Origin of the sequence: Pseudomonas poae (genome assembly GCA_028869255.1) — a bacterium.
GTDB classification, from domain to species: domain Bacteria; phylum Pseudomonadota; class Gammaproteobacteria; order Pseudomonadales; family Pseudomonadaceae; genus Aquipseudomonas; species Aquipseudomonas poae_C.
On record CP110972.1, the window covers coordinates 217474 to 239405 of the forward strand.

18 protein-coding genes, 2 tRNA genes and 2 pseudogenes are annotated in these 21932 nt (G+C 60.2%); 13 read left to right on the plus strand and 9 right to left on the minus strand.

What is annotated here, in order from left to right; genetic code table 11:
- Positions 1-136 precede the first annotated feature (136 nt).
- A complete protein-coding gene (locus LRS56_01000) occupies positions 137-1375 on the minus strand; it encodes a CNNM domain-containing protein (GenBank protein ID WDU63199.1) in 1239 nt (412 codons plus the stop codon).
- Between the two features lie 12 nt (positions 1376-1387).
- Complete coding sequence (gene ccsA, locus LRS56_01005) at positions 1388-2191, minus strand: cytochrome c biogenesis protein CcsA (protein WDU63200.1); 804 nt, start codon at positions 2189-2191, stop codon at positions 1388-1390.
- 243 nt (positions 2192-2434) lie between these two features.
- Here ccsA and ffh point away from each other — a divergent pair, with 243 nt between their 5' ends.
- From ffh to thrC, 10 genes are all read left to right on the plus strand, one after another.
- Complete coding sequence (ffh, locus tag LRS56_01010) at positions 2435-3811, plus strand: signal recognition particle protein (protein ID WDU63201.1); 1377 nt, start codon at positions 2435-2437, stop codon at positions 3809-3811.
- A gap of 250 nt (positions 3812-4061) precedes the next feature.
- A complete protein-coding gene (gene rpsP / locus LRS56_01015; GenBank protein WDU63202.1) occupies positions 4062-4313 on the plus strand; it encodes a 30S ribosomal protein S16 in 252 nt (83 codons plus the stop codon).
- A 5-nt stretch (positions 4314-4318) separates the two neighbouring features.
- On the plus strand, positions 4319-4855 hold the full coding sequence (rimM, locus tag LRS56_01020) for a ribosome maturation factor RimM (protein WDU63203.1): 537 nt from the start codon (positions 4319-4321) through the stop codon (positions 4853-4855).
- Complete coding sequence (gene trmD / locus LRS56_01025) at positions 4837-5610, plus strand: tRNA (guanosine(37)-N1)-methyltransferase TrmD (GenBank protein ID WDU63204.1); 774 nt, start codon at positions 4837-4839, stop codon at positions 5608-5610. The genes rimM and trmD overlap by 19 nt, the downstream gene beginning before the upstream one ends.
- Positions 5611-5655: 45 nt before the next feature.
- Entirely contained in the window at positions 5656-6006 is a 351-nt protein-coding gene (rplS, locus tag LRS56_01030; protein WDU63205.1) for a 50S ribosomal protein L19, read from the plus strand.
- Between the two features lie 82 nt (positions 6007-6088).
- Complete coding sequence (locus LRS56_01035) at positions 6089-6502, plus strand: acyl-CoA thioesterase (protein WDU63206.1); 414 nt, start codon at positions 6089-6091, stop codon at positions 6500-6502.
- Between the two features lie 124 nt (positions 6503-6626).
- Positions 6627-7523: a site-specific tyrosine recombinase XerD gene (gene xerD, locus LRS56_01040; protein ID WDU63207.1), complete on the plus strand. Its 897-nt coding sequence runs from the start codon at positions 6627-6629 to the stop codon at positions 7521-7523.
- Between the two features lie 142 nt (positions 7524-7665).
- Entirely contained in the window at positions 7666-8397 is a 732-nt protein-coding gene (locus LRS56_01045; GenBank protein ID WDU63208.1) for a thioredoxin fold domain-containing protein, read from the plus strand.
- Between the two features lie 130 nt (positions 8398-8527).
- A complete protein-coding gene (locus LRS56_01050) occupies positions 8528-9832 on the plus strand; it encodes a homoserine dehydrogenase (GenBank protein WDU63209.1) in 1305 nt (434 codons plus the stop codon).
- A 102-nt stretch (positions 9833-9934) separates the two neighbouring features.
- The gene (gene thrC / locus LRS56_01055; protein ID WDU63210.1) at positions 9935-11344 is read left to right on the plus strand and encodes a threonine synthase; all 1410 of its coding nucleotides are present in this window, start codon (positions 9935-9937) and stop codon (positions 11342-11344) included.
- Positions 11345-11425: 81 nt separating this feature from the next.
- Here thrC and LRS56_01060 read toward each other — a convergent pair whose 3' ends face one another.
- Complete coding sequence (locus LRS56_01060; GenBank protein ID WDU63211.1) at positions 11426-11647, minus strand: hypothetical protein; 222 nt, start codon at positions 11645-11647, stop codon at positions 11426-11428.
- Positions 11648-11961: 314 nt separating this feature from the next.
- Between LRS56_01060 and LRS56_01065 the strand changes: the two genes are divergently transcribed.
- A complete protein-coding gene (locus LRS56_01065; GenBank protein ID WDU63212.1) occupies positions 11962-12246 on the plus strand; it encodes a DUF3509 domain-containing protein in 285 nt (94 codons plus the stop codon).
- A gap of 170 nt (positions 12247-12416) precedes the next feature.
- Here the strand turns inward: LRS56_01065 and LRS56_01070 are convergent, their stop codons facing one another.
- Entirely contained in the window at positions 12417-13301 is an 885-nt protein-coding gene (locus LRS56_01070; GenBank protein WDU63213.1) for a TIGR02285 family protein, read from the minus strand.
- Positions 13301-14500, minus strand: coding sequence for a CaiB/BaiF CoA-transferase family protein (locus tag LRS56_01075; protein WDU63214.1), 1200 nt, complete (start codon positions 14498-14500; stop codon positions 13301-13303). The genes LRS56_01070 and LRS56_01075 overlap by 1 nt, the downstream gene beginning before the upstream one ends.
- A gap of 135 nt (positions 14501-14635) precedes the next feature.
- Here LRS56_01075 and LRS56_01080 point away from each other — a divergent pair.
- Positions 14636-15177 (plus strand): annotated as a pseudogene (locus LRS56_01080) (YaeQ family protein).
- A 164-nt stretch (positions 15178-15341) separates the two neighbouring features.
- Entirely contained in the window at positions 15342-17051 is a 1710-nt protein-coding gene (gene recJ / locus LRS56_01085) for a single-stranded-DNA-specific exonuclease RecJ (protein WDU63215.1), read from the plus strand.
- 146 nt (positions 17052-17197) lie between these two features.
- On the opposite strand, the gene LRS56_01090 is transcribed toward recJ, so the two are convergent.
- From LRS56_01090 to LRS56_01105, 4 genes and pseudogenes are all read right to left on the minus strand, one after another.
- On the minus strand, positions 17198-18484 hold the full coding sequence (locus LRS56_01090) for a virulence factor family protein (GenBank protein WDU63216.1): 1287 nt from the start codon (positions 18482-18484) through the stop codon (positions 17198-17200).
- Positions 18484-21125: pseudogene (gene mprF / locus LRS56_01095) on the minus strand (bifunctional lysylphosphatidylglycerol flippase/synthetase MprF). The gene LRS56_01090 and the pseudogene mprF overlap by 1 nt, the downstream one beginning before the upstream one ends.
- A gap of 279 nt (positions 21126-21404) precedes the next feature.
- A tRNA-Met gene (locus LRS56_01100) sits at positions 21405-21481 on the minus strand.
- A 207-nt stretch (positions 21482-21688) separates the two neighbouring features.
- Positions 21689-21765, minus strand: a tRNA-Met gene (locus LRS56_01105).
- Between the last annotated feature and the right edge of the window lie 167 nt (positions 21766-21932).

The window sequence follows — 21932 nt, forward strand, 5'->3', positions numbered from 1 at the left end:
GGCTGACACGCTGAAAATCCAAATGTGGGAGCGGGCTTGCTCGCGAAGGCGGTGGGTCAGTCAGCTCATCTTTAACTGATCTACCGCTTTCGCGAGCAAGCCCGCTCCCACATTGGAAATGTGTTGTGCCAGGAGGTCAGGCGGCGACCGGCACGCGGCTGGTGTGCCAGATCAGCACCTTGCTGACGCGGTTGTCCTCGGTCTCGAGGATTTCCAGGCGGTAGCGCCCGATTTTCAGGCACACCGCGCAATCCGGGATCGTCTCCAGCGCTTCGGTGACCAGGCCGTTGAGGGTCTTGGGGCCGTCGCTGGGCAGGTGCCAGCCCAGGCTCTTGTTCAGTTCACGGATCGACGCCGCGCCGTCGATGATATAGCGGCCATCCGTTTGCGCCTCAATGTGCGGGTTATCCACGGCCTGATCGCTTTCGAACTCGCCGACGATTTCTTCGAGGATATCTTCCAGGGTGACGATGCCCAGCACTTCGCCGTATTCGTCCACCACCATGCCCAGGCGGCGCTGCTGTTTGTGGAAGTTCAGCAGCTGCAGTTGCAGCGGGGTGCTTTCCGGCACGAAGTAGGGCTCGTGGCAGGCGGCGAGCAGCGCCTCTTTGGTCAGGCTGGCATCGGGCAGCAGGTGCTGGATCTGCCGCGTATTAAGCACCGCCTCGACCTGGTTGATGTCGCTGTGGAACACCGGCAGGCGCGTGCGCTCGGAGGTGCGCAGTTGTTCGATGATGTCCTCGACCGGGTCGTCCAGGTTGATGCCGTCCACTTCGCTGCGTGGTACCAGGATGTCATTGACGGTGATGTTGTCCAGGGCGTGGATGCCCGGCATGCCCGGCGTGCGGTTTTCGTCGGCTTTTGGCTCTGGTTCGTCATCGTGGTCCGGCAGCGGCTCGTCGCTCTTTTTCACCATGCCCGATTTGCGCGCAAATGGGCGCAGCAGCAACAGGCTGATGCCGTTGAGCAGCCAGGCCGCGGGGTAGAGGATTTTCAGCGGCACGCCCAGCAGCGTGTTACCAAAGCCCAGCACCGCTTGTGGGTGGCGGGTGGCCAGGGCGCGGGGCAGGTAGTCGGCCAGCACCAGCAGCAGGCCACAGGAGATCAGCCAGCCGAGCCACGGACCATTTTGCGCCCAGGCGTAGATCGCCAGCAGCGTGCAGAGAATCACCACCGCTGCGCGACACAGGCTGTTGCACAGGATCAGGCTGTTACGCGGGAAGTGCAGACGGGTGGCGGCCTTGTCGCCCTGGCGTGTGCCGGGGCGCAGGGCCAGCAGGTGTTGTTGTGCAGCTTCGATGGCGGTAAACAGCGCCGCCCATAACACCAGCAAGGCGATTACCGCGAGCATCGGCCCAAGGGGCAAGTTGTCCATGATCGCCGCCCGTCAGATATGCAGGATGTATTCGCGAACCAGCTTGCTGCCAAAGTAGGCCAGCATCAGCAGGCAGAAGCCGGCCAGGGTCCAGCGAATCGCCTTGTGCCCACGCCAGCCGAGGCGGTTACGGCCCCACAGCAACACGCTGAACACCACCCACGCCAGGCACGCCAGCAGGGTTTTGTGCACCAGGTGCTGGGCGAACAGGTTCTCGACGAACAGCCAGCCGGAGATCAGCGACAGCGACAGCAGCGTCCAGCCGGCCCACAGGAAACCGAACAGCAGGCTTTCCATGGTTTGCAGCGGCGGGAAGTTCTTGATCAGCCCGGAGGGGTGCTTGTGTTTGAGCTGGTGGTCCTGCAGCAGCAGGAGCAAGGCCTGGAACACCGCGATGGTGAACATGCCGTAGGCGAGGATCGACAGCAGGATATGCGCGAGGATGCCTGGCTCTTCATCAATGACCTGCACGGTGCCGGTGGGCGCGAATTGCGCCAGCAGCACCGTCAGCACACCCAGCGGGAACAGCAGTACCAGCAGGTTCTCGACGGGAATGCGGTAGCAGGCCATCAGCGTCAGCGCGATCACGGCGGCCGCAATCAGGCTGGCGGCGCTGAAAAAATCCAGGCCCAGGCCAACCGGCGTCATCAGATGGGTAAACAGGCTCGCGGCATGGGCCAGCAGGGCAAGGACGCCCAGGCCGACCAGCAGGCGTTTGTCCGCCTTGGCGCCTTGGGCCAGACGAGTGCCCTGATAGAGGGTCGCAGCGGCATACAAGATGGCGGCGGCGAGGCTGGGTAGCAAACTGGGTGACAAGGGGACCATAAATCCTGATAGACAAGCCCGAAAGGCGCTGAGTTTGGCATACCCCTGCGTTCCACGAAAGACTCCCGGGCCAGACAGCGGGTGTGCATGGGCGCAGTCTTCGCTATAATCCGCGACCTGCCCACGCCGCAGGCTCGCCGAGCGCTGTTTTTAATAGCGATTTACCACAGCCTGGGCCGTCATTACCTCGGTCTACCAATGCATTTCGATGAATGGGGCCTGAAAGGATCGCGCATGTTTGAAAACTTGACTGACCGTCTCTCGCAGACGCTGCGCCACGTAACCGGCAAGGCCAAGCTGACCGAGGACAATATTAAAGACACCCTGCGTGAAGTGCGCATGGCGTTGCTGGAAGCCGATGTGGCCTTGCCTGTGGTCAAGGACTTCGTCAACTCGGTCAAAGAGCGCGCGGTCGGCACGGAAGTGTCCCGCAGCCTGACCCCGGGCCAGGCCTTTGTGAAAATCGTGCAGGCCGAACTCGAAAGCCTGATGGGCGCGGCCAACGAAGACCTGAACCTCAGCGCCGTGCCACCGGCCGTCGTGCTGATGGCCGGTCTGCAAGGTGCGGGTAAAACCACCACCGCCGGCAAGCTGGCGCGCTTCCTTAAAGAGCGCAAGAAAAAATCCGTGATGGTGGTGTCGGCCGACGTGTACCGTCCGGCGGCCATCAAGCAGCTGGAAATGCTTGCAGGCGAAGTGGGCGTGACCTTCTTCCCGTCCGACCTGAGCCAGAAGCCGGTCGACATCGCCAACGCGGCTATTAAAGAAGCCAAGCTCAAATTCATCGACGTGGTTATCGTCGATACCGCCGGTCGCTTGCACATCGACGAAGAGATGATGGGCGAGATCAAGGCGCTGCACGCCGCGATCAACCCGGTCGAGACGCTGTTCGTGGTCGACGCCATGACCGGCCAGGATGCTGCCAACACCGCCAAGGCGTTCGGTGATGCACTGCCGCTGACCGGCGTGATCCTGACCAAGGTCGACGGCGACGCCCGTGGTGGTGCCGCGCTGTCGGTACGCGCCATCACCGGCAAACCGATCAAGTTCATCGGTATGGGCGAGAAGAGCGAAGCGCTCGAGCCGTTCCACCCAGAGCGGATCGCCTCGCGCATTCTGGGCATGGGCGACGTGCTCAGCCTGATCGAACAAGCGGAAGCGACCCTCGACAAGGACAAGGCCGATAAACTGGCCAAGAAGCTGAAGAAGGGCAAGGGCTTCGACCTCGAAGACTTCCGTGACCAGCTGCAACAAATGAAGAACATGGGCGGCCTCGGCGGCCTGATGGACAAGCTGCCGAACATCGGCGGTGTGAACCTGGCGCAAATGGGCAATGCCCAGGGCGCGGCAGAGAAGCAGTTCAAGCAGATGGAAGCCATCATCAACTCCATGACCCCGGCCGAGCGCCGCGACCCTGAGCTGATCAGTGGTTCGCGCAAACGTCGGATCGCCATGGGCTCCGGTACCCAGGTGCAGGACATCGGTCGCTTGATCAAGCAGCACAAGCAGATGCAGAAGATGATGAAGAAATTCTCCGCAAAAGGCGGAATGGCCAAAATGATGCGCGGCATGGGCGGTATGTTGCCCGGCGGTGGCATGCCCAAGATGTAAAGAATTCGAGCAAGGGCTTGCCTTTGCTCCGACCCACAGGGATGTGGGATCTCCAGCAAACCCGCCGTTGGCGGGCGCTGACTCGCCGTTTTAACCGACGGCTCTATAGCAGATCTGAATGGCACGCTGATAGGCGCCAGAAAAAGACATTTGCAAAAGTCCGGATATTCCTTAGAATATGCGGCCTTTCGGGCACCTATGCCCGCTGTGCATTTAGATTTGCAGCACCGACTACAGGAACGATGTTCACATGCTAACAATCCGTCTTGCCCTTGGCGGCTCCAAAAAGCGCCCGTTTTACCACTTGACCGTAACCGACAGCCGCAACCCGCGCGACGGTTCGCACAAGGAACAGGTTGGTTTCTTCAACCCTGTTGCTCGTGGTCAAGAAGTTCGTCTGTCCGTGAACCAAGAGCGCGTAGCCTACTGGCTGAGCGTGGGTGCACAGCCATCCGAGCGCGTTGCAAAACTGTTGAAGGACTCGGCTAAGGCCGCAGCCTGAGCAATATGAACGCGACGCCAGCTGTTGCTGATGATTTGATCGTTATCGGCAAGATTTACTCTGTTCATGGCGTTCGCGGCGAAGTGAAGGTGTATTCCTTTACTGATCCGACTGAAAACCTGTTGCAGTACAAGGCCTGGACGCTCAAGCGCGAAGGTAGTGTGAAACAGGTCGAGCTGGTCAGTGGACGCGGGAGCGATAAGTTCCTGGTCGCAAAGCTCAAGGGTCTTGATGATCGTGAAGAAGCGCGTCTTCTGGCCGGTTATGAGATCTGCGTGCCGCGCAACCTGTTCCCTGAATTGACCGACGGCGAGTACTACTGGTACCAGCTGGAAGGTCTGAAGGTTATTGATCAACTCGGGCAATTGCTCGGGAAAATTGATCATCTTCTGGAAACCGGCGCCAATGATGTAATGGTGGTCAAGCCTTGCGCTGGCAGCCTGGATGATCGCGAACGCCTGTTGCCGTATACCGAGCAATGCGTGTTGGCCGTCGACCTGGCAGCGGGCGAGATGAAGGTGGAATGGGACGCGGACTTCTAAGCGTGGCTAATTTGCGCATTGAAGTGATCAGTTTGTTTCCCGAGATGTTCTCCGCCATCAGCGAGTACGGCATCACCAGTCGGGCGGTGAAACAGGGGCTGTTGCAGCTCACCTGTTGGAACCCGCGAGACTACACGACGGATCGACATCACACTGTGGACGATCGCCCATTTGGCGGTGGCCCGGGCATGGTGATGAAGATCAAGCCCCTGGAAGACGCGTTGGTTCAGGCCAAGGCAGCTGCCGGGGAGAAGGCGAAGGTAATTTACCTGTCCCCTCAAGGCCGTCAGCTGAAACAGGCTGGGGTCCGCGAACTGGCGAATGAGGAGGCCTTAATCCTGATTGCCGGTCGCTATGAAGGCATTGACGAGCGTTTTATTGAGGCTCATGTCGATGAAGAGTGGTCGATTGGGGACTATGTCCTGTCTGGCGGCGAGCTGCCGGCGATGGTCCTGATAGATGCGGTTACACGACTGCTGCCTGGAGCTTTAGGGCATGCGGACTCCGCGGAGGAAGATTCCTTCACGGATGGTTTGCTGGATTGCCCGCACTACACCCGACCGGAGGTGTATGCGGATCAGCGTGTTCCCGACGTATTGCTAAGTGGCAATCACGCACACATCCGGCGTTGGCGTTTACAGCAGTCCCTTGGTCGGACCTATGAACGACGCGCCGATCTTCTGGAAAGCCGCTCGCTTTCTGGAGAAGAGAAGAAGCTGCTCGAGGAATACATCCTCGCGCGGGACGATAGTTAACAACGTATCGATGGTAGGTCCGACGACTTACCTTAGGAGCACAGCATGACTAACAAAATCATCCTTGCACTCGAAGCAGAGCAGATGACCAAAGAGATCCCTACCTTTGCCCCGGGCGACACCATTGTCGTTCAGGTGAAAGTGAAGGAAGGCGACCGTTCGCGTCTGCAAGCGTTCGAAGGCGTGGTAATCGCCAAGCGTAACCGTGGTGTGAACAGTGCTTTCACTGTTCGTAAAATCTCCAACGGTGTTGGCGTAGAGCGTACTTTCCAGACCTACAGCCCGCAAATCGACAGCATGGCCGTTAAGCGTCGCGGTGACGTACGTAAAGCCAAGCTGTACTACCTGCGTGACCTGTCCGGTAAAGCAGCTCGCATCAAGGAAAAGCTGGCTTAAGTCCAGCTTCCCGATGCAGAAAAAAGCAGCCTACGGGCTGCTTTTTTGTGCCTGAAATTTGCTCACTCCCCGGTATTTGTCCATGACCACCCGCCTCGAAGAAATCCAACGCCGCACCGACCTGTCCGTCACCCACGTGACCAAGGCTGTGTTCCCTCCGACCACCAACCACCACAACACCCTGTTCGGCGGCACCGCTTTGGCCTGGATGGATGAAGTGTCATTCATCACTGCCACGCGTTTCTGCCGCTTGCCGCTGGTGACGGTGTCTACCGACCGCATCGATTTCAACCACGCGATCCCGGCCGGTTCGATCGTTGAGCTGATTGGCCGCGTGATCAAAGTGGGTAACACCAGCCTCAAGGTCGAGGTGGAAGTGTTTGTGGAAAGCATGAGTGCTGATGGCCGTGAGAAGGCAATCCAGGGGGTGTTCAGCTTTGTCGCGATTGATGCCGACAAGCGCCCGGTGCCGGTATTGCCCGGATTTGTAGACTGATCGGTACCGAGTCGCGGCTATCGTAGGCAAGCCAGCTCCCACAGGGGCTATGTGATATCCCTGTGGGAGCTGGCTTGCCTGCGATAGGATCTACCAGACACCCAAGAAATCAGCCTGAGCCTCTATGCCCGCCATTGACCACATCCTGATCGACCGCTTCCTCGACGCCCTCTGGCTGGAAAAAGGCCTGTCAGACAACACTCGCCAGGCTTATCGCAGCGATCTGGCGCTGTTCAATGGCTGGTTGCAGGAGAAAAACCTTGAGTTGATCAATGCCGGTCGCGAGCTGATCCTCGATCATTTGGCCTGGCGCCTGGAGCAGAACTACAAGCCGCGTTCCACCGCGCGATTCCTCTCGGGTGTGCGTGGCTTTTATCGTTATTTGCTGCGGGAAAAGTTGATCGCCGTCGACCCCACCTTGCAAATCGACATGCCGCAACTCGGCAGGCCATTGCCCAAATCCTTGTCGGAAGCCGACGTGGACGCTTTGCTCGCCGCGCCCGACTTGAGCGAGGCCATCGGCCAGCGCGACCGCGCCATGCTGGAGGTGCTCTATGCCTGCGGGTTGCGGGTGACTGAACTGATCAGCTTGACCCTCGAGCAAGTGAACCTGCGCCAGGGCGTGCTGCGTGTGATGGGCAAGGGCAGCAAGGAGCGGTTGGTGCCGATGGGCGAAGAGGCGATTGTGTGGGTCGAGCGCTACATGCGTGATGCCCGCAGCGAACTGCTTGGCGGGCGCCCCAGCGATGTGCTGTTCCCCAGCCTGCGTGGCGAGCAGATGACCCGCCAGACCTTCTGGCACCGCATCAAGCACCAGGCCAAGGTGGCCGGGATCAGCAAGGCGTTGTCCCCCCACACTTTGCGCCATGCATTTGCCACGCATTTGCTCAATCACGGCGCGGATTTGCGCGTGGTACAAATGCTGCTCGGGCACAGCGACTTATCCACAACCCAGATCTACACCCATGTGGCGCGGGCACGCCTGCAGGATATGCACGCCAAGCACCACCCTCGAGGCTGAAAACCGCCAATTTATCCCGCCACGGGCTGCCCTGCGGCCCAACTGTGGTAGGCTTTGCCGGTTAGCAAAGGGGACGGCCCACAGCCATGATTCCAGATCGGCGTACCCGCGCCCGTCCCTGCATCTGCCTTCAGGAGTTCCCATGCGCTTGACCCAGATTATTGCCGCCGCAGCGATTGCGTTGGTTTCCACTTTTGTCGTCGCCGATGATGCCGCCGAGCAGACCATTCGCAAGAGCCTGGCCAACCTGCAGCTCGACACCCCGATCGAAAGCATCAGTGCCAGCCCGATGGCCGGCCTGTATGAAGTCAAGCTCAAGGGCAGCCGTGTGCTGTATGCCAGTGCCGATGGCCAGTACATCGTCCAGGGCTACCTGTTCCAGCTCAAGGACGGCAAGCCGGTCAACCTCACCGAAAAAGCCGAGCGCCTGGGCGTGTCCAAGCTGATCAACGGTATTCCGGTGGCTGAAACCGTGGTGTACCCGGCTATTGGCGAGACCAAGACCCACATCACCGTGTTCACCGACACTACCTGCCCGTACTGCCACAAGCTGCACGCCGAAGTGCCTGCGCTGAACAAGCTGGGTGTGGAAGTGCGCTACGTAGCGTTCCCGCGTCAGGGCCTGGGTTCGCCGGGTGACGAGCAGTTGCAAGCCGTATGGTGCTCGGCCGACAAAAAGGCCGCCATGGACAAGATGGTCGATGGCAAGGAAATCAAGGCCGCCAAGTGCGCCAACCCGGTTTCCAAGCAGTTCGCCCTGGGCCAGTCCATCGGCGTGAACGGTACACCGGCTATCGTTTTGGCTGACGGCCAAGTGATTCCGGGCTACCAGCCGGCGCCACAAGTTGCCAAACTGGCGCTGAGTGCCAAATAAACCAGCATCGTCGATCCTTTGACGATCATGGCTCGCCGACAGATCGACGGGCCATTAAATTGAAAGCCGCAGTCGTGCGGCTGTTTTCCACGGCCGACCTAGCGTCGGCCGTTTCATGGGGAGTTCTTCAGTGAAACCGGTCAAAGTAGGCATCTGTGGGTTAGGGACCGTCGGTGGCGGCACCTTCAACGTACTTCAGCGTAATGCTGAAGAAATTTCCCGCCGTGCAGGGCGTGGGATTGAAGTGGCACAAATTGCCACGCGTTCGCCAAAGCCTCAGTTCGAAACGACCGGTATTGCGATTACCAACGATGTCTTCGCCGTAGCCACCAACCCTGAAATCGATATCGTCATCGAACTCGTAGGCGGCTACACCGTGGCCCGCGAACTGGTGCTCAAGGCCATCGAGAACGGCAAGCACGTGGTCACCGCCAACAAGGCGCTGATCGCCGTGCACGGCAACGAAATCTTCGCCAAGGCCCGCGAGAAGGGCGTGATCGTGGCGTTCGAAGCCGCTGTGGCCGGTGGTATCCCGGTCATCAAGGCGATCCGCGAAGGCTTGTCTGCCAACCGCATCAACTGGGTGGCCGGCATCATCAACGGCACCGGTAACTTCATCCTCACCGAAATGCGCGAGAAGGGCCGTACCTTCGAGGACGTGCTGGCCGAAGCCCAGGCCCTGGGCTACGCCGAAGCCGACCCGACGTTTGACGTGGAAGGCATCGACGCGGCGCACAAGCTGACGATCCTGGCGTCCATCGCCTTTGGTATCCCGCTGCAGTTCGACAAGGCCTACACCGAAGGCATCACCAAGCTGACCACCGCCGACGTGAACTACGCCGAAGCCTTGGGCTATCGCATCAAGCACCTCGGTGTGGCGCGCAGCACCCCGGCGGGTATCGAGTTGCGTGTACACCCGACGCTGATCCCGGCCGACCGCCTGATCGCCAACGTCAATGGCGTGATGAACGCGGTGATGGTCAACGGCGATGCTGCCGGTTCCACCCTGTTCTACGGCGCCGGCGCCGGCATGGAGCCGACTGCTTCGTCGGTGATCGCCGACCTGGTGGACGTGGTTCGCGCCATGACCAGCGACCCGGAAAACCGTGTACCGCACCTGGCCTTCCAGCCGGATTCGCTGTCGGCCCACCCGATTCTGCCGATCGAAGCCTGCGAAAGCGCCTACTACTTGCGCATCCAGGCCCAGGATCATCCGGGCGTGTTGGCCCAGGTGGCGAGCATCCTGTCGGAGCGCGGGATCAACATCGAGTCGATCATGCAGAAGGAAGTCGAGGAGCAAAACGGCCAGGTGCCGATGATCCTGCTGACCCACCGCGTGCTCGAACAGCACATCAATGATGCCATTCGGGCTCTCGAGGCTCTTCAGGGTGTGGTTGGGCCGGTCGTCCGGATTCGCGTCGAACATCTAAATTAATTCAGCTGCAAGCGCCAAGCTGCAAGCTGCAAGTAAAGCGAATCTGCTCTAACTTGCAGCTTGTAGCTTAAAGCTTGAAGCCCAAACCGAAGGTTTGCCCCTATGCGTTACATCAGCACCCGCGGCCAGGCACCGGCCCTGAATTTCGAAGACGTTCTGCTGGCAGGTCTTGCCACTGACGGCGGCCTGTACGTGCCGGAAAACCTGCCACGCTTTACCCAGGAAGAAATTGCTTCGTGGGCCGGCTTGCCGTACCACGAGTTGGCGTTCCGGGTGATGCGCCCGTTCGTCACCGGCAGCATCCCGGATGCGGACTTCAAGAAGATCCTGGAAGAGACCTACGGCGTGTTTTCCCACAGCGCCATCGCCCCATTGCGTCAGTTGAACGGCAACGAATGGGTGCTGGAGCTGTTCCACGGTCCGACCCTGGCGTTCAAGGACTTCGCCCTGCAACTGCTGGGTCGCCTGCTCGATTACGTGCTGGAGAAGCGCGGCGAGCGCGTGGTGATCATCGGTGCCACCTCGGGTGATACCGGCTCGGCCGCCATCGAAGGCTGCAAGCACTGCGAAAACGTCGACATCTTCATCCTGCACCCGCACAAGCGCGTATCGGAGGTGCAGCGTCGCCAGATGACCACCATCTTTGGTGAGAACATCCACAACATCGCCATCGAAGGCAACTTCGATGACTGCCAGGAAATGGTCAAGAACAGCTTCGCCGACCAGAGCTTCCTCAAAGGCACGCGCCTGGTGGCGGTGAACTCGATCAACTGGGCGCGGATCATGGCCCAGATCGTTTACTACTTCCACGCGTCCCTGCAGTTGGGCGGCCCGGCGCGTTCGGTGTCGTTCTCGGTGCCGACCGGCAACTTCGGCGACATCTTCGCCGGTTACCTGGCGCGCAACATGGGCCTGCCGATCAACCAGTTGATCGTCGCCACCAACCGCAACGACATCCTGCACCGCTTCATGAGCGGCAATCAGTACGTCAAGGAAACCCTGCACGCAACCTTGTCGCCGTCCATGGACATCATGGTCTCGTCGAACTTCGAGCGTTTGCTGTTCGACATGCACGGCCGTAACGGCGCTGCGCTGGCCGAGCTGATGAACAGCTTCAAGCAAGGTGGCGGTTTTAGCGTTGAACAAGAGCGCTGGACCGAAACCCGCAAGCTGTTCGACTCGCTGGCTGTGGACGATGAGCAGACCTGCGAAACCATCGCTGAGGTCTACGCCCAGACTGGCGAGCTGCTGGACCCGCACACCGCCATTGGTGTAAAGGCCGCACGCGAATGCCGTCGCAGCCTGGATATCCCGATGGTGATCCTCGGCACCGCGCACCCGGTCAAATTCCCGGAAGCGGTGGAGAAGGCCGGCGTTGGCAAGGCGCTGGAACTGCCGGAGCACTTGGCTGACCTGTTTGAGCGCGAAGAGCGTTGCACGGTGTTGGCCAATGACCTGAAGGCGGTGCAGGCGTTCGTCAGTCAGCATGGGAATCGCGGTAAGCCGTTGTAAGGCACCCCGCGTACACAAAAACGCCGCTTTCCCTTCCTTGGGTCAGCGGCGTTTTTCGTATCAGGCAGGCCCGCTCGAGCGTTACGAGAATAGTTTATGTGCGACTACGATTACCGTCCCCACAGCGGCATAGAATCCAGTCGCGATAGCCACCGGGTACCAGAAAATCTCACAGGTTATCTTCAGGGATTCTTTGTTGAGTTTGTTTTGCTCTGCGTTCATACGTGCTATTTCAGCAAAAATACGTGATACCTCGGCATGCATTCTGTCTGTCGACGTGTGCTGTTCATTTTGTTCCGCCATCGTAATCATCCTTCGCAAATAAGGGCCTTTTGACATGCGCTTTTACCGGCATCGCAGAGTGACCAGCGCTCACCGAGTATAGGATTCACTCTGCGCATCAGCGCACGGAGAACCGCAAAACAGCCACCCATTGCGTAAGCAGTTATGTGCCGCCGTTTTTTACTTGTCATGTTGCAAGCGCATGCTGGATACGTCATCCCCCGACGGCCCCATAAAGACGATAAAGCGAACTTTCCTACGTAACGACCAGTCACTTAGGATAGATGCAGCTCCCGTTGAAACGCTTGTTCCCGAACTATTGAGTGGTGATCGAGATGGAAAGTATCAGCCTATTGCTCGAAGAAGCACTGAGCCCTTATCAGGTTACGCTGACCACCTCTGGTGTGCAGGGCGACTGCCTGGTGACCGTGAAGAACCCTGCTGGCGCCATCGTGGTCGAGCGTGACGTCGACCGTGCGCAATTGATGGACAAACGTGTGCTGGTAGACGTCGTGGACTGCCTGCTGCGCGACCTCAAAATCGCTGAAGGCCGCCTGGAGCCTTCGGTCATCGCAGCATTGCGCAACGCAGCCCAGACCCGCAGCGCAGCTCTCGCATGAAGAATTGTTTATCTACGGAAACTTCCTATGTGATGGCCGGTCAGATTTTGTAACAGCAAGAGCAAACATTGTGCTCCGGTGTTTGTGTCTTGTTGTACTGGTCTTTGTAGGCCACGTTTAACCCCGAAGTGTCTCCCCACTCTTCGGGGTTTCTTTTTGCCCGCAATTTGTCAGGGCGTCGGCGAGTCCTGGAAAAAACTCGGGTTATCCCGCAGGTATTGCTCCCGCATGACCGGGTCCAGCCACGAGGCATAGGACTGCTGCACCTGGTCCTGAGGGATGTCGTGCAGCACCTGGTCGATCCGTTCGATGGCCTGGCGCCCCTGGGCGGTATCTGAACAGGCAATGTGCGTACGTTGATAGGGCGCAGTGCCCTGGATGGGATAGAAAATCAGCTCATCGGCGGAGATCCCTTGTTGCAGCGCGTGGTAGCGAATTTCCGGCCAGTACCCCAAAACCGCCTGCAGCCGTCCCAGTCGCTGCATCTGCAACAGGCTGCCAAGGGCATCATTGCCGTAATGCAGCGCCAGCGTGTGTGCGTCAGCGTGTTTTAGCAGCTCATCAATGACCGGGCCGTAGCTGCGCTCCGCGGTAACGCCTACCCGCGTTTTATGGGCGTTGAGAAAGCCCTGCAGGTCGAATTGGCCGTCTGCGATATAAGGTGCCATGGCGTCCTGCTGGCTGCGGCGGATCGTGACGCCATTACTGGCGACCACAAACGCCTGGCGCGAAAACACGATGAACCTGGCCCGCTCCGGCGTCCACAACAGCGAGGGATCGCAGGTGAACGACGGCTCGCGCAGCATCTGCATGCCGCGTGCGCGGTTGACGTGCAGCACCTGGTGCCGATACTCCGGCAAGCGCTGGGTCAGTATTGGCAGCAATTGGTCCAGCGCGCCCTGGCCTTTGCGCGGCCCTTCGAAAATGGTCAGCGGCGGCAAGTCGCGCAGCAGCCAGATCAATGTGTCCTCGGCGTGCGCTGACACAGGTCCGCCGCCGATCATCACGGCGGCAAGGCCCAGCTGGATAAGCCAGCGTGTGCACCGAGGCGGCATCAGATTGCGCCTTCCTCACGCAAGCGGACGATGGCGGCTGCGTCATACCCCAAGTCGCCCAGCACTGCGCTGTTGTGTTCACCGAGCTGCGGCCCCACCCATTCGCAGCTGCCCGGCGTGTCCGACAGTTTGGGCACGATGCCTGGCATCTTGAAGTCCTTGCCGCCCGGCAGTTGGGCCTTGAGGAACATTTCCCGCGCCAGGAATTGCGGGTCGCCGAGCATGTCTTCGGCGCTGTAGATACGGCTGGCGGGCACCTCGGCCTTATTCAGCTGCTCGACTACCTGCTCCAATGGCAGCGAATTGACCCAACGATCAATCACCCCATACAGCTCGTCGCGGCGGCTGTCGCGTCCGTCGTTACTGGCCAGTACCGGGTCGTTGGCCAGGTCATCGCGGCCGATGGCCGCCATGAAACGCTTGAAGATCGCATCGCCGTTGGCGCCGATCTGCACATGCTTGCCGTCCGCGCTGGTGTGGATCGAGGAGGGTGTAATGCCGGGCATGATGTTGCCGGTGCGTTCGCGAATAAACCCAAACACGTCGAACTCGGGGATCATGCTTTCCATCATGGCGAAGATGGCTTCATACAGCGCCACGTCCACCACCTGGCCCAAGCCGCCGTTGACCTCGCGATGACGCAACGCCATCAGGGCGCCGATCACCGCCCACAAGGCAGCGATGGAGTCACCGATGGAAATCCCGGTGCGCACCGGCGGGCGGTCCTCGAAACCGGTGATGTAACGCAGCCCGCCCATGGACTCGCCGACCGCGCCAAACCCCGGCTGATCCTTCATCGGCCCGGTCTGACCGAAGCCCGAGAGGCGCACCATCACCAGCTTGGGGTTGAGCGCATGCAGGGTGTCCCAACTCAGGCCAAGCTTTTCCAGCACGCCGGGGCGGAAATTCTCGATCAGGATGTCGGCATCCGCCAGTAATTGCTTGAGGATCGCCAGGCCGTCCGGGTGCTTGAGGTTCAGCGTCAGCGACTTCTTGTTGCGCGCCTGCACAAACCACCACAGCGACGTGCCCTCGTACAGTTTGCGCCACTTGCGCAGCGGGTCGCCGCCGTCCGGCGATTCCACCTTGATCACCTCGGCCCCGAATTCGGCGCAGATACGTGAGGCAAACGGGCCGGCGATCAGGGTGCCGAGTTCGATGACTTTCAGGCCGGCAAGCGGTTTGGCATTAAACGACATGGGGTTCCTTGTCTGCGCGGGGCGGTGGTGTGATGCCTTTTAACATAGGCGAGTGGGCCGTGCAGCGCAGGATTCGTTGAATGACCTCGCCATCGGTTAGACTGGCCGCCTTTCCCTGTCTCTAGAAGTCCGTTCATGGCCCAGCCGTCCACGACCTACAAATTCGAACTCAACCTCACCGACCTTGACCGTTCGGTGTACGAGAGCGTCAAACAGACCATTGCCCGCCACCCTTCGGAAACCGAAGAGCGCATGACCGTGCGCCTGCTGGCCTACGCCCTCTGGTACAACGAGCAATTGGCGTTCGGCCGTGGTCTGTCAGATGTAGACGAACCAGCCCTGTGGGAAAAAGCCTGGATGATCGGGTTCTGCACTGGATCGAAGTCGGCCAGCCCGACGCCGACCGCCTGACCTGGTGCTCGCGCCGCACTGAACGCACCAGCCTGCTGGCATATGGCAGCCTGCGCGTGTGGGAAGGCAAAGTGGTGCCGGTGGCCAATAACCTGAAAAACGTACACATCGCCGCCGTGCCACAGGAAGTCCTAGAGACCCTTGCCAAGGACATGCCCCGCGTTATCAAGTGGGACGTGATGATCAGCGAAGGCACGATCTTCGTCACCGATGATCGCGGCCAGCATGAAGTACAACTGCAATGGCTGGTCGGCGAGCGCGGTTGATAAGCCTGGGAGCTTGTTTGTGTGGGAGCGGGCTTGCTCGCGAAAGCACCTGCGCGGTCTCACTGATTTACCGAGTCGCCTGAATCGCAGGCAAGCCAGCTCCCACAGCTGATTTCAGAATTGTTGTTTAACCGTTGTATCAGAAGAGAAGCACCCGTCACCCCATGCGTATCGATCCCCGCCCGTTGCCTGCCGTCCTGCCATTTCTCGGTGAACTGCCACCGCTGTTGACCCGTCTCTACGCCGCACGCGGGGTGCAGTCCGAGGCCGAGCTGGATAAAAGCCTGGCCCGGCTGATTCCCTATCAGCAACTCAAGGGCATCGACGCGGCCGTAGACCTGCTGGTGACCGCGCTGGAGCGGCGCCAGCGCATCCTGATCGTCGGCGACTTTGATGCCGATGGCGCCACTGCCAGCACCGTGGGCACCCTGGGGCTGCGTTTGCTTGGGGCGGCGCATGTCGACTACCTGGTGCCCAACCGTTTCGAATACGGCTACGGCTTGACCCCGGAAATCGTCGCGGTGGCGTTGCAGCGCGAGCCGCAGTTGCTGATCACGGTGGATAACGGCATTTCCAGCGTCGAAGGCGTGGCGGCGGCGAAAGCGGCGGGGCTGCAAGTGTTGGTGACCGACCACCACTTGCCGGGGGATGAATTGCCGGCGGCGGATGCCATCGTCAACCCGAACCAGCCCGGCTGCGAATTCCCGAGCAAGGCGTTGGCTGGGGTTGGCGTGATTTTTTACGTACTGATGGCCCTGCGCGCGCGTTTGCGCAGCCTGGGTTGGTACGACAACAAACCCCAGCCGAACATCGGTGAGCTGCTTGACCTGGTGGCCCTGGGCAGCGTCGCCGACGTGGTGCCCCTGGACGCCAACAACCGCATCCTCGTGCATCAGGGCCTCGAACGTATTCGCGCCGGGCGTGCACGGCCGGGGATCAAGGCGATCCTCGAAGTGGCCAAGCGCGATGCGGCGCGCATTACCTCCACCGACCTCGGCTTTATCCTCGGGCCCCGCCTGAACGCCGCCGGTCGCCTGGATGACATGAGCCTGGGTATCGAATGCCTGCTCACCACCGACTTTGCCGCAGCCCGCGAAATGGCCGCGCAACTGGACGGCATGAACCAGGACCGCAAATCCATCGAACAAGGCATGCAGCGCGAGGCCCTGGCCCAGCTCAAGGACTTGCCGGTGGAGTCGATGCCCTATGGGTTGTGCCTTTTCGACCCGGAATGGCACCAGGGCGTGATCGGGATTCTGGCGTCGCGTATGAAAGAGCGCTATTTCCGCCCGACCATCGCCTTCGCCGACGCCGGTGATGGCCTGCTCAAGGGCTCAGGGCGCTCTGTGCAGGGCTTTCACATCCGGGATGCGTTGGCGGTGGTCGCGAGCCAGCATCCCAACCTGATCGCCAAATACGGCGGCCACGCCATGGCGGCGGGTCTGACCTTGCCCGAGGCAAATTTCCCACTGTTTGCCGAAGCCTTTGATACCGAAGTGCGTCGCCAACTGCGTGAAGAAGACCTGACCGGGCGCCTGCTGTCCGACGGCACCCTGGCGGTGGAAGAGTTTCACCTGGAACTGGCGCGTGCGTTACGGCATGCAGGGCCCTGGGGGCAGCACTTTCCCGAGCCGTTGTTCCACGGGGTGTTTCAGTTGGTGGAACAGCGCATTGTGGGCGAGCGGCACCTGAAAGTGGTGCTCAAGAGCGAATGCGGGTCGGTGAAGCTTGATGGCATTGCGTTTGGCGTGGACCGTGAGGTCTGGCCGAACCCGACGGTGCGTTGGGTGGAATTGGCCTACAAGCTGGACGTTAACGAGTTTCGGGGGCAGGAAACCGTGCAGTTGATGATTGCGCATATCGAACCGCGCTAGGCCTTGGCTCCACCACAAAACAAATGTGGGAGCTGGCTTGCCTGCGATGGCATCTCTGAAGTGTGATTGACACACCTAGGTGATGCTTTCGCAGGCAAGCCAGCTCCCACACAAGTGCCCACATTTGGTTTTGTGGGCAGCCAGAATTACTCGGCGTTATCCTTACCCTGGTGCTTCACGATGATATCCACCAACCGCTGTGCCAGCGCCGGGTAGTTCTCATCAAAGTGATGCCCGCCTGGTAGCTTCACCGCTTCACCCACGGCGGTCTTGTCGGTGCAACCGCTCTCGTCGACTTCCTCGGCACCGTAGATGCACACCACTTTGTCAGCCGGCAGCTTGGCCATTTCCGGGCCGGTTGCGGCTTCTTTACCGGCGTTGCCGAGCCAGCCTTCCACTTCGATTTCAAAGCTGCCGGTGCGTGCAAACGCCAGCAGGATGATCACGTCGACGCGTTGCTGCTCGTTTTCCGGCAAGCGGTTGTAGATCGCCGGCAGTACGTCGGCGCCGAACGAGTAACCGGTCAGCACGAAGCGCTTGGTGCCCCACTTCTGACGGTAGTGCTGCATCAGCTCGGTGAGGTCTTTGGCGCTTTGTTCCGGGGTCTTGTGCTGCCAGTAGTAGCGCAGCGTGTCGATGCCGACCACCGGGTAACCGATTTTGGCCATTTCGCCGGCCACGTCGCGGTCCAGGTCACGCCAGCCACCGTCCCCGGAGAGAAACAGGGTCACGGTGTCCTTGGCTTGGCCGGCCGGGACTTCCACCACTGGAATCGCCAGGCCGCCGTTGTCCGAACCCACCAATTGCTTGCGCAGTTCGTTGTTCAGCACTTGCGGGTAGTGAATGTCGTAGTCGCTGATGCTGGTGGTGGCACGCGGGGTGTCACGTACGAAACTGGCGCTTTCATCGTCAGGGTTGTCGTTCCACGCGACCAGCCAGTTGCCGTGTGCCGAGGTTTTCGGCAGTGGGTCCTTGCAGCCTTCCTGCACCAGGGCAAAGCCCACGGAGATGGCATTGGCTTTGTCGTCGTTCTGGGTGGCCAGCCAGCGCCAGGCGAGTGCCGCGCCAGGGCCGATGCCGCTGACCAGGGTTGCCGGGCCTTTCAGCTGGCTCAGGGCGCTCTGCAGGGCTTGTTCCTGCAACTTGCAGTCATCTTTGGGCAGGATCACCTGAACGATTTGCGCCTTACCGCCCTGGCTCAGGGCAATCAGTTGGCTGTCGGTCAGGGTTTCATCGGCCATTACGGCCACGGCCACCCGCGCTTTGGCGGAGCCTGCGGGGGTGACCCGAGTCATCACCGAACCGTCGGCCTGGGGCAATTGCTCCAGGGTCGGTTGCGGGGCAGGGCGGTTCCAGTACCAAAAGCCACCGCCTGCGATCAGGGCGAGCAGCACTACAAAGGCCAATACATACCGCCAGGAGCGTCGAATCATCAGCGTTTCACCAATCCAGTCAAGCCGCCCGCGATCAGGGCGGCGGTATCGGCCAGTGCCACCAGCGGATCAAGTCCTGCGGGCACGGCCATGTAACGGGGTTCCCAGTCAGGCTGGAACTTGTCTTTGAAGCGGCGCAAACCTTGGAAGTTATACAGTTGCTCGCCGCGGCGGAACACCATCGAGCCCAGGCGTTGGGTCAGCGGGGCGCCACGTCGCGGTTGCAGGCCCGACAACGGCACCATGCCGAGGCTGAAGCGGGCGTAGCCGTGACTCTTATAATGTTGGATCAAGCCGACCATCATGAACTCCATGGTCAGCTTCGGCGCGTCAGGGTGGGCGCGCATCAGGTCGAGACTGGCCAGGTCATGGTTGTAGGTCTCGAGCAGGTTGGCGAACGCTACCGGTTGCCCTTCGAAGCGAATGATCGCGATGCGAAAGTGCTTGAGGTAATCGTCGCTGAAACGGCCCAGGGAAAAGCCCTTTTCCCGCACGTTCTTGCCGGTGAGCCAGGCATCGGAGATGACCTTGAGCTCGTCCATCGGCGCCGTACCTGGCTCAAAGATCTCCAGGGACAGGCCATCCCGCGTGCCACGGTTCCAGGTGTAGCGCAGGTCCTTCATCTCTTTGCCCTTGGCTTCCAGGTCAAAGCGTTTCAGGTCGACGCGGGCTTCTTCGCCCAGCTTGATCGCGGTCAGGCCGATGTCCATGTAGTACGGCAGGTTTTCGGCGCGTACCTGGTAGAACACCGGGCGTGCATGGTGGATGTCGCACAGGTCGCGGAACTGCCAGATCATTTCAGCGCGTGGTTGGGTCGGGCCGATCGGATCATACAAGGCCACCAGGCTGCGCCCACGACGCGCATACATCAGGAAGGCTTCGTCATTGGGGTGGAACAGCAACGCTTTGTCACCGGTGAGCGCCAGGCCGCCGTCGGGTTGCGACGAGGCCATCAGGATCTTGGTGGCGCGCTCCAGCTCGTCAGGGGTCGGCAGGTGGATCACCGGGCGGGCGGTGCGCAGCAGCCAGGTCAGCGAGACGATCACCAGCAGCACGGCGGCGCCCAGCAATGAGCGCAGGCCACGCGGGGCGTTGGCGTCGAGGGTGAACTGCCACCACAGTTGGTGGCTGTAGGGCACATCCTGATAGGCAAACAGCAACAGCCAGATCGAGGCCCCCAGCACGCAGACGCTGGCCACCAGGTACAGCGGCGAGAATGGCAGCTCGGTCAGACGGCTGGCGCGGTAGAACGAGCGCCGAAAGATCGCCAGCAGGATGGCCGTCATGGTCATCAGGCTGGCTTCTTCCCAGTCGAAACCTTTAAGCAATGAGAGCAGCGCGCCGGTGAGCAATAGCACCATGGTCAGCATCCAGGCCGCCGACAAACGTCGACGCAGGCCCTGGGCCAGCAACAGGCACAACACGCCGATCAGGCTCGCGCCAAAGTGCGACGCATCAATCAGGCGGTGGGGAATCAGGAAGCCGATGTTTTCCAGGCGTGAGTCGATTTCCGGCGTGGCGCCGGAAAACAGCAGGACCACGCCGGACAAAAAAACCAGTACGGCCAATACCGGTGCAGCCAGGCCCGAGGCCACCCGCAGGCTTTGCTGGGTCTGAAACAGGCGTTGGGCTTCATTGACCAGCAGGAACACACAGGCGATCAGCAGCGGCAGCACCACGTAGATCATGCGGTACAGCAGCAGGGCGGCGGCCAGTGGCGCGGCGCCGAGCTTGTCGGCAAAGGCGGCGAGCAGGATGGCTTCGAATACACCAACCCCCCCGGTACATGGCTGAGCACGCCGGCGGCCAGGGCCAGCAGGTACACCAGCAGGAAGGGGCCGAAGGGCGGGGCTTCCGGTAGCAACATATAAAGGACGGTGGCGGCAGCGGCGACGTCCAGTGCGGTGATGACCAGTTGCAGGAAGGTCAGGCGACGACCCGGCAGGCGCAAGGTACGGCGCCCGGCTTTTACCAGCAGGTTATCCGGGTAGGGTTGTTCCGGCAGGCGGCGGCGATAGATGCCGATGCACAACACGGTCGACAACAGCAACACGGCGCCGGCAACCCCACCGAGCAAACCTTGCGATAAATGCAGGTAGGTCGACGCCGCCGGCAGGTTGCTCAGGGTGGCCAGCGCAGCCAGCGGCGGCAGGGCGCAGCCCAGCGCCAGGCTGGCGAACACGGTCATGTGGGCAACTTCCGAAGCCCCGATGCCATGGCGTGCATATAAACGATAACGCACCGAACCACCGGAGAGCATCGACAAGCCTATGGCGTTGCCGATGGCGAAGGCGGTAAAGCCACCGAGCGCCAGGGTTTTGGCCGGCAGGTTTACCCCGGCATAGCGTGCGCCGGAAAACTCATAACCCAACAGAATGATGAAACCCGCAACAGCGGCACCAAATGCGCCGAGCAATGCCGGTTTGGGCACTTCCAGGATCGAGTCGTGGAGCGCGTAGAGGTCGAGTTCCAGCAGCAAGTGTCGGCAGGCGATCAAGGCGATTGCGAACAGCAATAGAGTGACGCCCAACCCGATGGGCTGCCGGTATTTGCTCAACAGATCGAGCCAGCGCAAGCGGGTGGGAGCGATCGGTTGTTCTGCTGTAACAGTGTCTTGTGGTTCAGACGAGTTGGCGCGCATCAATCACCTCGTGGATTGTGCGCGACAGGATGGAGGTATCCAGCCAAGTTACCAATCCCTATGGACAAAATAATTACAAATATTAACGCGTATCACCGGGTGCGGCGACAGCGGCCATTGGTCGTAGAGGGTAGTGCTTGAACATTGAGCATAGCTTGCAAAGAGATGGACTCAACAAACCGCGCAGGGTTTCATGAAAGATGCCATGCCATTGTTTCAGAAGAACTTTTTCACCGGATACAAAAAAGGCCACTCTTTCGAGTAGCCTTTTTTGATGTTTGGTTGCGGGAGCCGGATTTGAACCGACGACCTTCGGGTTATGAGCCCGACGAGCTACCAGACTGCTCCATCCCGCGTCTGTGGGCGGCATTCTACAGCCCAACGGCAGGGTGTCAACCGTTAAAGGGCCGATGGGTCAAATAAGTGTGAAATAGCGGCTGAATGCCAACCATGCGCGGTAAGTGCGCGACGGGCAAAGATTTTTCTGTCTTACAATTTTCGTACACAGGTAAAACAGGCGCACACAAAAAAGGCCACTCTTTCGAGTAGCCTTTTTTGATGTTTGGTTGCGGGAGCCGGATTTGAACCGACGACCTTCGGGTTATGAGCCCGACGAGCTACCAGACTGCTCCATCCCGCGTCTGTGTGTCGGCATTCTACAGAGGAACGCGAGTGTGTCAACCTGTGAATTGAAGAAAAGCGCTTGTGGTTCAATCGCTTAGCTCTCCACAACGGCCTGCTGAAGCGCTCGGGGCCAGTCTGGCCAAGGGTTTCAGCTCTATTGGAAGGTTAAATTCGATTGAGAAA